The sequence below is a fragment of the Nostoc sp. genome (genome assembly GCF_036919595.1).
Lineage (GTDB): Bacteria > Cyanobacteriota > Cyanobacteriia > Cyanobacteriales > Nostocaceae > Nostoc.
Window position 1 is genome coordinate 1 of record NZ_JBALCO010000089.1, and the last position, 13,371, is coordinate 13,371.

Consider the following 13,371-nt stretch of genomic DNA (forward strand, 5'->3'; position numbering starts at 1 on the left):
AGATCCGGTTGTTGGTGCTGGTGATCCACTCACAGAATCTATCCCATACGTTGGCGCTTTCGCGACGTTGAATGGTTGTTGTCATTGTTTTATAAATGCGATTATTTGCGAATGAATTAGGTAGGTTTTACTACCTGTTACACATCTTAAAGGATTTATTGCGTTTTGTAAAGTACTTTCAGAAAAAAATTTTCTCTTAGGATTTACGCACCCGCAACAGAAAATCCCCGATCTACTGAAAAAGGGGATTTTGGGTAATACCATTTTGGATTGCGAAAAACGCACTTTATTCTTCAATTCGCTACTGGCTGCTTGGATATTGACTCTACACCCACTTCTTGTAAAGGTGGACGCACACACAAATAAATCAATGGGCCGAATAGCGGTATCAACGTTATTAACCAGAAAAACTGGGGATTCCAACTGCGACGCGCCATATCATCCCCTAGTAATGCGGGAAATAATAGGCAAAGTAGGCAGAAATCTAAACTCATCACATTGATGAAGCGGTTTGTTTGCCACTGTTGCACAAAATCACCCCAATCTCCTCCTCTTAAACCATAGGTAACTAGAATAACCGTAGCTACAGTCAAGACAACCCCAGTCACACGAGAATCTAGCAGCTTGAGCAAGGCATTCTTTTTACCGACAAACTTGTTATTAGGTTCCCTAAGGGCTAAGTAGGGTAACAAGGCAAATATCCCGACTGCGAAAGAGGCGATCGCAAATAGCCAAGCAGGTATTTTTTGCCCTCTGCCATCAATAAACACTACTGCGCTGTAAATAATAGGCCAGATGCCCATGAGGTTGAATAGTGCTATGACTAACGGGTTAACACCTTGCCACTGACCACTAGAAAGGTTTTTAATTAACTCGAATGTACCGGGTTGCTCAGGAGGAGCGAGGAAAAAAGCATAGACAATGAATCCCAGCCACAGCACGCCAAAGGCAATTTTTCTAACCATAAAAGATTTAAGTAGTATTAATTATTGATTGTGCCGCTACAAATTGAGCTATCTGCCTGCAATGGTATTGTTCACTTGCCTATACCCGTAGCAGCTTGTCACTAAACATCATCTTAAGGATTGAAATAACTGAAAGCTTCTGAGAGGTAATCAGCAGCAGATGCCACAACTGCGATCGCACTTTCATAATCTAGACGCGTTGGTCCCAAAACTCCCACACTTCCTACTGGTATTGAACCTCGGCGATAGGTGGAAGAAATTAAGGTACAGGTACGTATCGGTTCTAGTGGATTTTCGGCGCCAATGCGAACCGTTACCCTTGACTTACCCACATCCTCAGGCTCTGGTTCCTCAAATATTAATCGCCATAGTTGGTCTTGTTCTTCTTCCAGCAGGTGGATAATCGTTTGTACCTGCTGTAACTGGGAAAATTCCGGCTGGCGCAAAACTTCTGACACACCCCGAACCATAATTTGTGTTGTAGTTGGTGCAAGAGTGCGACGAGTCAATTCTGCAACTGAATTTTTCAAGAATTCTCCGTAGCGTTGGAACTCCTGATCTAGTTCGCTCCAGTTGAGGTTGGCTAATTCCAACAGACTTCGCCCCCGCAAGTGGCTATTCAAAAAATTAGAAACAATCTGCAACTCGCGATCAATTACCTCTGAATCCCGTTCTGTTTCCTCTGGTGTTGGCGACAAATCCATCAACTTAGAATGTGTCTCATAACCTTCAGTCACTACAATTAACATGATCCGCCCCGCTTCAATTTGCACTAATTGCAGATGTCGCAATAGCGCTGTAGTTGTTTGCGGCATCGTAATCAAGCTAATGCAACCACTTAAGGTTGCTAAAATTTGTGCGGCTCCTTGCAGTAGGGTTTCTAAACTCCAATCTTCCCACTGGAGGCGCTTTTGTAGTGCAACTTCTACTTCTCGTCCTAAAGTTTCCGTTCGCGTCGGGTCTGTCTGCGACACGCTGCGCGAACGCAGAGAAGGTGTAATTAGCTGGTCAACATAAATGCGATAGCCTGAGTCTGAAGGTATTCGTCCGGCAGAGGCATGTGGTTGGTAGAGTAATCCAGACTTTTCTAAAACGCCCATCACATTGCGAATTGTGGCTGAACTTACACCCAGATCGTACTCTTCGACCAAAGCCTTTGAACCAACAGGCTCTGCTGTAGCAATGTAGTGACGTACTGTTGCCCAAAGTATATGCTGTTGTCGATTTGTTAACTGGACTTCCATAGGGTATGTTTTGCTAGAGGCAAATTTTAATCAAACTCTGGAAAAATTCGTTGATTTGATCGAAAAAAAAGAATATTAATAATTAATTAAGATAATAAATTATACAATTATCTTGTGATAATTAATTTTAAGGTTTACATACAGCACTCTTTAAAAGTGCGCTTTAAAGAGAATTTAGGCTTTTGCAGCAAAAGCTGAAAGTTTGAATTTACAACATCCTTTCTCAACTTATATTTGCATAATTATACAGTGACAAAAGTATTATTAGATACGTAATTTTGCGGCGATCGCAGCTGAGATTAGGGTCGAAAAGTTCCGTAAACCTGTACAAATTTCCGAAAGTGGCAAGCTCCTAAATTTATGTACTGCTGTTTTCACAATAGTAAAAGCCAGATGGAAGTTATTCTTCCATCTGAGTAATGCACCTAAACACAAGCTAATACTGGGGAATTGAATGGTCTACTGAGAGGGAGTAAGCATCAATACCACCCGAAATATTTTGCACATTTGTAAAACCTTGAGCAATCAACCACTGGCACATCTGGGCAGAGCGGATGCCGTGGTGGCATAACACAAGGGTTTCAGCTTGGGGATTGAAGAGGTTAGGGACTTGATCTCCCCATTCGGCAAATTGACTCAGGGGTAGGTTAACAAAGCCCTCAATGCTGGCGATCACCAATTCTTGTGGTTCTCGTACATCTACTAGCTGAATATTTGCATCACCAGAAGAAAGACGTTGTGCCAGTTCTTCTACACTAATCTGGTTCATGGGTTGACTAAAAGAATTCCCTATAAAGAGTCCTAATACTATTTATGGTTACAGAAAATCTCTGCCTTTGCATGAGTATCCATTCTCAAGAAGGCTGATATATCCTGGTAAGCTTTCTGCTTAAATGGCTGTAAATTGTCTTTATCAAAGGTTTAATGTGAATAGGCAACGCTCATTTATTGGTTTTCTCGTCGCAGGTGCGATCGCACTGCTAGTGATTGCGATCGCTGGCTTTTACTGGTTTTTCGCCAAAAGTCCAACTAACCTGATTGCTTCTACCTCTGGGACTAATGCAGCCATATTCGTGTCAAAACTTTCCCCTGTAATGGTTTCATTACTGGAGAATCCTGACCGTTTGCAGGCGTTGGAGCGCGAAGAAGAACTATCTAAACTCAAAACCAGTTTATTCGCCAAGAGTGGCATAGATTACAAACAAGACATTCAACCCTGGTTAGGGAACGAAATTACATTAGCTATCACCACCTTAGATATTGATCGCGATCTAGAAAACGGACAGCAACCAGGGTATCTGTTAGCACTCTCAACCCAGCAATCAGAGAAAAGCCGCGAGTTTGTCGAGTTATTGTTTTCCAAACGGGCGTTAGCTGGAGCAAACTTAACTGTTGAACAATACAAAGGCGTAAAGCTGATTTCTGACAATTCTCAACCAGAGCAGGACTTGCTTGCTGGTGCTGTTGTTGGTAAAGACTTTGTGTTGTTTGCCAACGATCCTAAAGTGTTGCGAGACGCGATTAATAACGTCCAAGCGCCCGATCTGAATTTGACTAGCTCCCCCGAATACCAAAAAGCTACAAAACAACTTCCCAAAGGGAGTTTAGCTGTAGCTTTCTTGAATCTTCCCATTGTGGCAAAATGGCAAGGGTTAGAACTACCAGAACAACTTTATAACAGCCAAATTATTTCCCTGGCGTTGAACCCCAAAGGATTGCTAGCAGAAACTACCTTTCTGACTTCATCGGAAATTGTCCCTCCATCCCTACCGCTATCTAAACCTGTGGGAGCATTGCAATATATTCCAGCGTCCGCAGGTTTGGCAATTTCTGGCTCAAATTTAAGTAATTTGGGTGACAGTGATGTAGCCAAACTTTGGAGACAAGCAACAGCAACTATATATGGTTCTAAGGAAGATGTGGTATCTCGGTTAGCAAAACCTTTAGCGGATGTTCAAAAACGCTGGGGCATAAACTTCCCAGAGGATATTTTCAGTTGGGTACAGGGGGAATATGCTATAGCATTGTTACCAGAAGAGCAAACAACCCCTCATTGGATTTTTGTAGTGGAAAAATCCGAGGCTGTAGAAAAAGGTGTTACTCGATTAAATGCGATCGCCTTATCCAACGAACTCAGCATCAATACCCTGAATATAAACAAGCAAAAAATCTCCGCTTGGACAGAGTTAACTACGGCTACAAAAAAAAGTGATGTTAAAGAGAGAGCATCTTTCAGCATTGAAACAAAAGTGCGGGGATTGCATACAACTTTAGGAAATTATGAAATTTTCACCTCTGACTTAGAGACGATGGATGAAATTCTCACAACCAAGGATAATTCCATAATTGACAATCCCAATTTCAAAGATAGTATCGCTGCGATTCCCTTACCAAACCAAGGCTATATATATCTTGACTGGACAAAGAGCCAGAATTTGTTAGAGCGTCAAGTACCGATTCTCAAGTTAGTGGAAGTCTTAGGTAAACCATTTTTTAATAATTTGCGATCGCTCACAGTTAGTAGTTATGGCACTGACACGCGATCGCTCAAAGGTGGCGTCTTCTTCAAACTCAATAATTCGTGAGATTTTCATAAAAGCTCAAGTGCAGAAGGTTAAAAATTATTTTGCCTTCTGCATTTTATTGCCCCATGATATTTATGTAGATTTTCTGTAGTATTTGCTACTTGTATTTGTAATCTTTGGATAGGTACTGACTGCTGGCCTAGAAATTTAGGTTCGATGTGGCAGTGAGTCTCAAATACATCAGAAATAATTTACACACTACCCAGGTAGCGATCAGTAATGGGCAAGGCAATTGGCATTGATTTAGGGACGACGAATTCTGTCGCCGCTTTTAAGTTAGCAGAAGTTGAAGTGGTGACAGCTAACGATAATACGCCTCCAGACAGGAAACTGACGCGATCGGTTGTTGCTTGTGAGCAAAATAAATTTTTGGTAGGAGATCAAGCTTACAACCAACTCAGGGCTAATCCTGAAAACGTGGTTGTTTCCATCAAGCGCCTAATAGGAAGAGGTTTTGGCGATCCAGCCATACAAAAAAAAAAGTCGGAATTTGGTTACAAAATTACTGAACCGAGTCAGGGAACAGACAACGGTATTGCAGTGTGGCTAGGAGGTAAGGAATATCAACCAGAGGATATTTCTGCTGAAATTCTCAAAAAAGCTGTGCAAAATGCCCAAGCTTATCGCCAAGGAATTGGTAAAACAGGCGAAGTCATAGATCAAGCAGTGATTACCATTCCTGCTTACTTCAACGATAAACAACGCCATGCTACCCGTACAGCTGCATTTAAAGCTGGAATCACTCCCATAGAATTGCTACCGGAACCCACAGCAGCCGCCATATCTTACGGTTTTTCTCCAAATGGGGAAGATTTTAAAACAATTTTAGTTTTTGATTTTGGTGGTGGTACTTTTGATGCTTCGGTGATTCAAGCAGCAGGAACTTCATTTATTGAATTGGGAAAAGCTGGAGATTTATGGTTGGGAGGAGATGACATTGATTCTCGCATTATCAAATTTGTTAAACAGCAATTTGCCCAGCAAGAAAGAATTGTTGATATTGATGGCTTGATTACCAAAATGCCCCACTATCAACGGGTGCGATTTAATGCCGATTTGAAGTTAGCAGTAGAACGCGCCAAAGTTGAATTAAGCACTGCTACAGTATCTTGCATTGCTCCTGCGACTCAAATATTAGATGAATTAGGAATTGCCATTCCCATTGAAGTAGAAATCACCCGCGAGCAATTTGAGGAAATAATTTCTGATTTGGTAGAGCGATCGATTCAAATTTGCCGCCAAGCACTACAAGATGCTGAATATCACTTAGAGATGGTAGATGTAGTGTTATTGGTTGGCGGTTCTTGCCAGATTCCTGTAGTCCAACGCAAAGTCAGAGAAGCTTTTGGAGCAGATAAAGTAGTAGTGCATCCCCGTCCGATGTATGCGGTGGCGGAGGGTGCAGCAATTGTCGCGGCTGGACTAACAGAGAAAGTAACAACAGTTTCTCGTGATTATTTTATCAAGCTGGTGGATGGCAAAGAGAAAGTAATTAAGCGAGGTGAGATTTTACCACTGACCGAACCCCACACTTTTAAAACTGTTGCTGATGGACAACGGTTGATTCACTTTCAACTTTTCAGCCCCGATCAAGTAAGGCAAGATTTGGATGGAATATATGAAGATGAGAGTATTGGGGATATTTGGTTGGGTTTAAAGCAATCCTATCCACGCGGGACAGAAGTTTTAGTCAACTTGGAGTTAGATGAAAAAAATAGTGGGCTAAAGATGACCGCTACATTGAAAAATGCCCCTTCAGAGAGAGTGAGTCGCACCTTTTCGCGGGGAGGCCCAGACGAGAAAATATATAAGGAATTAGAGGAAACGATCGCAGAACTCAATAACCAAAACCTAACTCCTCTCGGTGTGGAAGAAGCCCTGAAGTTAGCCTTACCAGTGGTGGAGTCAGCCAACAAAATCATCGATCCGGATACGGGAGAGGAACGCGGCTATTTACGCGATGACGCTAGTGCAAACTTGAAAAAATTCCAGGTATCCATGTCTAAGGAAAGCCTAGAAGCTGAGTCCCTTGCAAATCAATGCGATCGCATAGTTCAACTCTGCGGATCGATAATTCCCCAACCACAGCAGGAACGATTACAAAAGCTGAGTCAAGAATTGCAAGATGCCATCAACACCAATAACCTCTCTAAGATGAAGTCTAAGAGTAAAGATGCAAGACGAGAACTTGACAATCTACCTGATGAAGTCCAGCTAATTCAAGCTTGTTTTTTAGCAATTCGTCAAGCCCACGCGGTTGCACCAACTCAAGCAAATGCCATGTCTGACAAACTTTATCGGATGCTTGCCGCTATAAAAAGTGATGATGGACAGGAAGCCAATGGCTTGTGGAGTGAATTGCAACCAGATATCCAGCGTTGGCTAAATCAGGAGTTACCCAGTAACAGTATTGTCACAGGATTAACACGATGAAGCTGAACTGTCCTGTGTGTGATTACCAAGAACTTGAAGGTGACACTTGTCCTAACTGTGATACCGACCTTTCTGTAATTCGGATGCTCAAAGAATTACCGCAGGTGGAAAACCCACTGCGGCAAGTAAAAATTACTAAATGGCAATTAGCAGTTGCTTTACTTCTGCTCATTATCGGCATTGGATTGGGAGCAATGGGCAGTTTTATATTCCTACAACCACAGTTACACACATTAACTGTCTCTTCTCCCAATCCAGTTATTAGCGATCGCCCAAAACTACCAGTTAATACTGCCCCTGTTACCGCTAATAAACCCCCAAAACCAATTACCTATACTGTCAAATTGGGAGATCACCTCAGTGCGATCGCTGAAAAATTTTGTGGTAAAGGAACCTCTTGGCAAGTAATGGTTAAAGCTAACCCCCAACTCAAAGGGCGGGAAGATGATATAGACGTAGGAGATGTGTTAAAAATTCCCAACTGCAAGGAGAGCGCTAGATGAGCATCTTTGATGGCTTGAACGCTTTAACTAAAACTTTGCTAAGAGTGGGTATTGTTGATGTCTGGAAGCAAGCATCACAGACTAAAGAAGCCAGCGAGAAAGCAGCACAATTAGCCCAAAACAAACACCTGCGAGAAGCAGTAATTATTGCAGAAAAAGCTCTCGCTGTCTGGTCTAGAAAACCAGGTTTTTGGGAGCGTTTGATTTGTCAATTGCTATTGGGTAAGCTGTTAGACAATTTTACTCAGCAACTAAAGCAATGGCGCTATCAAGTAGCAGAAGTGGATAAACTAGCTGCTAATGCCAAAACCCTTCTCAAGCAAGATACGGGCGACCCTTTAGAAACGCAAGCACTTGCAAATGCGATCGCAATTTATCAGCGCTGTACCAAAATTCTCCACGACGATCGCATATCGCGGGTAATCAAGCAGTGCCAAAAAGAATTGCAACAGCGACAGCAGTTCTTAAGTTTAGTGACACAGGCACAATCTCAGGCAGAAAATCTGTTTTATAAAAATGCGATCGCAGTTTACCGAGAGGCTGAAAAGCTTTATTCTACTGAGTCTTTAGAAAAGGCGATCGCTGCAAGTCTTGCTCAAGTCCAACAAGAAGAAATTTATGAAACTGCTTTTGAAAAGGTGCAACAAGCTGAAAGTGAAGGAAGATTACAGGGAGCGATCGCACTTTTAAAAAATGCCCTGATTAACTTTTCTCGCTCTGACGGACTTGATTTACTACAAAAGTTACAACAAGCACTTAAAGGAAGAGAACAGTTTCGCCAAGGGCTAGCAACAGAAAAAGCGGGTGATTTTAAAGCGGCTGCATCTCTTTATAAAAATGCTAAATTGCTCTTGCCTAACTCTACATCCTGCCAAATCCGGTTAGCACTTGTGGCAATCAAAACTCAAGAATGGGCAACTGCACTAACTCACCTAGAAGCTATACCTGGAGAACAAGCTGCTTATTTGCGGGGATTTATATACGCCCAACAAGAAGATTTACAGGTAGCTTATAAAGAATGGCTTGGGTTATCTACTGCTAACATTGCCAAGCAACGAGAGATTCTCAAAAATATCTCGCAACGTCAACGCCTGCTAAAACTACAGAATATTGAGCAGTTTGTAGCGGCTGAAAATTGGGAGAAGGCTAAAGCAGAGAGTACACAATTTCTCCAAAAATTTGGTTCCGATCCTTTAGTAGAGGAAAATCTCAATGAGCATATTCAGCCACGTTTAGAAGCAGAACTATGGAAAGATAAAGAATGGAAAATTATTGCCGATCAAACTGAAAAAGCTTGGATTTTACAGCCTAATATTACTACATTACATAATTTGGCAGTAGTAAATTATTATCTTGCTCAAACTTCTCCGATAAATCTGTTAAATTTAATATTTTCTTTATCAACAGCCTTAGCAAATCTAACTGAAGATCCTAGCCTTCAAGATGTGCCTTGGCTAGAAAATAAACCTGTAGAATTTGCCGCCGTCTCTTTAGAATTAAAACGTCGAATAGAAACCGCAATAGACATGAAAGATACAAATTTTATTGAGTATTTGTACCTGCGCGATCGCTACCGATTAGAAGCACTATCTCTAAATCTCATGGGTAAGCCGCCAAAGTGGGGAATGAAAATAAAAGATGTATTTATCACACCTATTTGTTATCAGTATTACCTTCCTCAATGGCAAGGGATTTTCGAGAATAGAATACATGCTAACCAAAAAATCTTAAATACCCTTTATACAAATTGGGGATTAGCCGTGGCTGCTTGTTTAGAAGGAGATTATCAAAGAGCAATTCAACTTAAACCTAAACCCTCAACTACAGATAAATCTGATATTACAGCATTTGCTGAGAAATTTGTCGCTTATCATGAAGGTTGCTATCAGCTACAACAAAAATGGCGAGAGGCAATTATTCCTCTCAAGCAAGCAAAGCCAGAAATTCAAGCTAGTCAAGATTGGCAACAAGAAATAGACAGACTTTGTGGATTGCAACGTCAAGTTATATCAGAATTTCAAGAACATTTAGAGTTTGCCCAGTTTTGGTATGATCTTTTAGGAAGTAGAGACGCTAGAAGTTATCTAGCTGAGTATAAGGCAGAACAAATACGCGAACAAATTGCTAGTGAACAAATTTCATCAGCAACAGCCCTAAGAGAACTACAAAAAATTAAAGAAATTGACAATCAAAATCCTATTGTAATTGACTTAATTGAAAGAATTGAATTTAACCAGGAATTAGAACTAGTTGACAATTTACTAAAAAATAATAAATTTGAAGAAGCTGTCCAACGTGCTAAAGAATCCCAGCATCAACGTCTACGTAATATTGTGTCAGACATTTGCGTAGAAATATTAATTAAGGGTTTCAAAAATCGTGATTTAGGATTTGAAGAGATTTATAAATTAGGCTATTGGGCTTATGAACTCTGTCCAGATGATCCAAATGTCCAAGAAGTTTACAGGTTTAGCCAAGAACTGAAGGATATTGAAAATCTAATGAAATGCGATCGCTTTGATGAAGCCGTCCATCGGGCAAAATATTCACAACATGACTCTATTCGTTACTATATCGCTGACTTTTTTATTAAGACATTACTTAAAGGTATCCAAAACCGCAATTTATCTTTTGATTTAATTCAGCAATTAGGTCGTTGGGCTTATGAACTTTGTCCAGACGAACCTGCTTTTCAAGAAAGGTACCGTAGCCTCAACCTTCGTTAATTAAAGGTATTTTATGGAATATAATCCTTATGATATTCTGGGTGTATCCCCAGCAGTATCCAAAGCTGAAATTGCAAAAGCTGTAGCAGTGGCAATGAAGCACAAAAAACATCCTGTGGATATCATTGCTAAAGCCCAAAAAAGCTTACTAAAACCAGAAGAACGGATCATAGCCGATTATTTGCGTCCGATACTGCCCACGATCAAGCACTTCAAATATAGTGATTTATCGGCTTTGCTTCAGCCAGCACCTAGACTGGTATTATTGCCAGAATTTGATAGATTAGAGCAAGTGATCGCTCAATCTGCCCAAGAAGAACGCCTAGAGCGAGAGCCTTTACCAATGACCCTATCAGAGTTATTTACTGAGGGCATTATAGCTTGTAAAGAGGAACGTTACCCCAAAGCGATAAAATACCTCGAAGACTACTGCCAAGGCTGTACAGACCGGAATAGTAAAGATTACATTCAAGCCCAAATGTGGTTGATTAAAGTGTATAAAATAGTTGGACAGTTAGAAAGAGCGATCGCGCTTTGTCAGCTTTTGAGTAATCATACCCATCCGCAAGTGCAAACTTGGGCAACTAAAACTTTACCGATGTTATCAAAAGAGGTTTCTCATGTCTAATTCTATTATCAGTCAAGAAAAGCTCGACTTAACCATACAAGAAATTAATAACCTCAAAAAGGACAAAGTTGTACTACAACAGTCCTTGCGAGAACAGCAAACTCAAACCACAGCAAATACTGAAGATTTATTTTTAGAATTGCTAGAAATTGCTGACGCATTAGAAGCCTTACTGGATTATTTGGAAAACAACCCTAACCCCAGCCCAGAATTTATCCAGCGTTTACCCAAGTCTGTAGGGGCGGTTAATCGTAAGTTTCTCGGTGTACTAGGAAAACGCCAAGTCTTATTTATAAAAATAGAACTGCAAACTACACAGCCAGATTTTAATTTATGTCGTGTTGTTGATCGTGAAGTCAGAAATGATGTGGCAGACCAAACAATTACTAAAATTGTCCGTCGAGGGTTTTCTTTAAAAGACAAGATCCTGCGTCCAACAGAGGTAATCACATCCAAATTAGAAGTTGAAGAATTGTAGCTGCTGTTTATATCAAGAAAAAGCCTAGCAATTAACGGCTTGCTTTCACAACCCTCTATTGTGGCACATTTTAATGTGGCACAAGCAACTGAAATTCCACTAAAATTTCTTCAGTAAAATATGTATATATCATTACTAATTTAAAAGCCTGTTGGAGGGCTACTATGAAATACTGTCGCCCCCGACTTCAGTTTAACGGTGGCTGGCTGTTGGCTATACTTACCACCATCACAGCTACCCCTGTAATAGCAGAGACAGCAAATTTTGGTACTTTCAAATTATCAACAAACTTTGATCCAGCACAAGGAAGAGTGCAGGGGTTTACAGGTGGTTCTTACTCATTGTCTGCCATAAGTAACCGCGATCGCGATCAAAAAGCCTGTATTGGCTTTGCTGATCCCACTCCAGATCACATTATGGTTTTGGAAAAGGACTTTTCCCAGCTGACAATACAAGTCGATAGCAACAACAACGACACCACTTTACTGATCAAAGGTCCAGATCAAACAACAATTCGTTGCGGTGATGACACTGGCAAAAGTAAAGATGCTAGCGTTAGCGATCGCAACTGGAAAAGTGGTACATATCGGATTTGGGTGGGTACATTTAATCCTGGGGTCAAGCGTGATTATACTCTGACAGTGGAGCAGCAGTGATGGAGAGTGTGCAGACGCGATTAATCGCGTCTGTACAGGTTACTAATACCCTAATACAACTCTTGGAGAGGCTGCGCCCTAAGCGTAGCTATGCCGTAGGCTTTACGACGTCGGCTCCATTGAGCGACTTGTGCTGAGTGCAGTCGTTGGCGCAGCCTCTCGAAGAGAAGCAAGCCGAGATGCTCAGTACAAGTGCCCCATTCCCAATTTTTAGGTATAACACCTGAGAGGATAATATGGGAGAGTCACTTGTTGTGCTTTCCGAGGGTGCTATCTCGTGCTATCTATACTACGTGCTGACTTTCGTATCATCTTTGAACGTGACCCAGCTGCTCGTAACTGGTTGGAAGTTTTATTTTGTTACCCTGGTTTGCAAGCCTTGCTATTCCATAGGCTGGCTCACTGGCTTTATACTGTTGGTCTTCCCTTTATTCCTCGCCTGATTTCTCACTTGGCTCGGTTTTTGACTGGAATTGAAATCCATCCTGGTGCAGCAATTGGGGAAAATGTGTTTATTGACCACGGCATGGGTGTAGTAATTGGTGAAACTGCGAGCGTGGGAAACTATGCCCTAATTTATCAGGGTGTCACTCTTGGAGGTACTGGTAAAGAATGTGGCAAGCGCCATCCCACTGTGGGTGAAAATGTCGTAGTTGGAGCTGGAGCGAAGGTACTGGGCAATATCCAAATTGGCAACAATGTGCGTATTGGCGCTGGGTCTGTTGTTCTCAGGGATGTCCCTTCTGACTGTACTGTAGTCGGCGTGCCTGGACGGATTATATATCGTTCTGGAGTCCGGGTTGCACCTCTTGAACACAGTAACTTACCAGATTCGGAAGCTGAAGTAATTCGTGCTTTAGTAGACCGGATTGAGGCGCTGGAAGAACAAATACAAACTCTTCAGCGCACCAACTCTTCTGGAAAAACTCTTGTTTTGACAGGTTGTGTAGCTTCTAACCAAGCTGATTTCTCACAAGATGCTCTTGTGTGTAACCTTAGAGATAAGGCAATACAGCAGTTTCTAGATGGTGCGGGTATTTAAAGAAAGTTAGGAGTTAAGAGTCAGGAGTGAGGAATAAAAATTATAGATGCTAACTTTGCAGATTCCAAATAGACTTGAAAACAACCTATCCGGCCGCACAGGAATGTTTAC

Annotated in this window: 11 protein-coding genes; 8 read left to right on the plus strand and 3 right to left on the minus strand. The window is 41.4% G+C overall.

The annotated features are described in order from the left end of the window. Positions 1 to 293: 293 nt before the first annotated feature. The 3 genes from V7K21_RS12805 to V7K21_RS12815 form a co-directional block, all read right to left on the minus strand. Positions 294 to 965, minus strand: a complete 672-nt coding sequence (locus tag V7K21_RS12805) for a DUF2834 domain-containing protein (RefSeq protein ID WP_335174735.1) — start codon at positions 963 to 965, stop codon at positions 294 to 296. A gap of 113 nt (positions 966 to 1,078) precedes the next feature. After that, positions 1,079 to 2,209 carry a heat-inducible transcriptional repressor HrcA gene (gene hrcA / locus V7K21_RS12810; protein ID WP_335174737.1) on the minus strand — a complete coding sequence of 377 codons (1,131 nt, stop codon included), beginning with the start codon at positions 2,207 to 2,209 and terminating at the stop codon, positions 1,079 to 1,081. Positions 2,210 to 2,645: 436 nt separating this feature from the next. Continuing rightward, complete coding sequence (locus tag V7K21_RS12815) at positions 2,646 to 2,978, minus strand: rhodanese-like domain-containing protein (protein ID WP_335174739.1); 333 nt, start codon at positions 2,976 to 2,978, stop codon at positions 2,646 to 2,648. A 157-nt stretch (positions 2,979 to 3,135) separates the two neighbouring features. On the opposite strand from V7K21_RS12815, the gene V7K21_RS12820 reads away from it, so the two are divergent. From V7K21_RS12820 to cysE, 8 genes are all read left to right on the plus strand, one after another. After that, entirely contained in the window at positions 3,136 to 4,794 is a 1,659-nt protein-coding gene (locus V7K21_RS12820) for a DUF3352 domain-containing protein (RefSeq protein WP_335174741.1), read from the plus strand. A gap of 219 nt (positions 4,795 to 5,013) precedes the next feature. Continuing rightward, complete coding sequence (locus tag V7K21_RS12825) at positions 5,014 to 7,227, plus strand: Hsp70 family protein (RefSeq protein WP_335174743.1); 2,214 nt, start codon at positions 5,014 to 5,016, stop codon at positions 7,225 to 7,227. After that, on the plus strand, positions 7,224 to 7,730 hold the full coding sequence (locus V7K21_RS12830; RefSeq protein ID WP_335174745.1) for a LysM peptidoglycan-binding domain-containing protein: 507 nt from the start codon (positions 7,224 to 7,226) through the stop codon (positions 7,728 to 7,730). Before V7K21_RS12825 ends, V7K21_RS12830 begins: the two co-directional genes overlap by 4 nt. After that, positions 7,727 to 10,456 (plus strand): peptidase M, neutral zinc metallopeptidase site, encoded by a 2,730-nt coding sequence (locus V7K21_RS12835; protein WP_335174747.1) that lies wholly within the window; start codon positions 7,727 to 7,729, stop codon positions 10,454 to 10,456. Before V7K21_RS12830 ends, V7K21_RS12835 begins: the two co-directional genes overlap by 4 nt. A gap of 13 nt (positions 10,457 to 10,469) precedes the next feature. Beyond that, positions 10,470 to 11,084 (plus strand): molecular chaperone DnaJ, encoded by a 615-nt coding sequence (locus tag V7K21_RS12840; RefSeq protein WP_335174749.1) that lies wholly within the window; start codon positions 10,470 to 10,472, stop codon positions 11,082 to 11,084. Continuing rightward, complete coding sequence (locus tag V7K21_RS12845) at positions 11,077 to 11,562, plus strand: nucleotide exchange factor GrpE (RefSeq protein WP_335174752.1); 486 nt, start codon at positions 11,077 to 11,079, stop codon at positions 11,560 to 11,562. The genes V7K21_RS12840 and V7K21_RS12845 overlap by 8 nt, the downstream gene beginning before the upstream one ends. A 164-nt stretch (positions 11,563 to 11,726) precedes the next feature. Continuing rightward, positions 11,727 to 12,218 carry a hypothetical protein gene (locus V7K21_RS12850; RefSeq protein WP_335174754.1) on the plus strand — a complete coding sequence of 164 codons (492 nt, stop codon included), beginning with the start codon at positions 11,727 to 11,729 and terminating at the stop codon, positions 12,216 to 12,218. Between the two features lie 277 nt (positions 12,219 to 12,495). After that, on the plus strand, positions 12,496 to 13,260 hold the full coding sequence (gene cysE / locus V7K21_RS12855) for a serine O-acetyltransferase (RefSeq protein WP_335174756.1): 765 nt from the start codon (positions 12,496 to 12,498) through the stop codon (positions 13,258 to 13,260). The last annotated feature ends 111 nt before the right edge of the window (positions 13,261 to 13,371 follow it).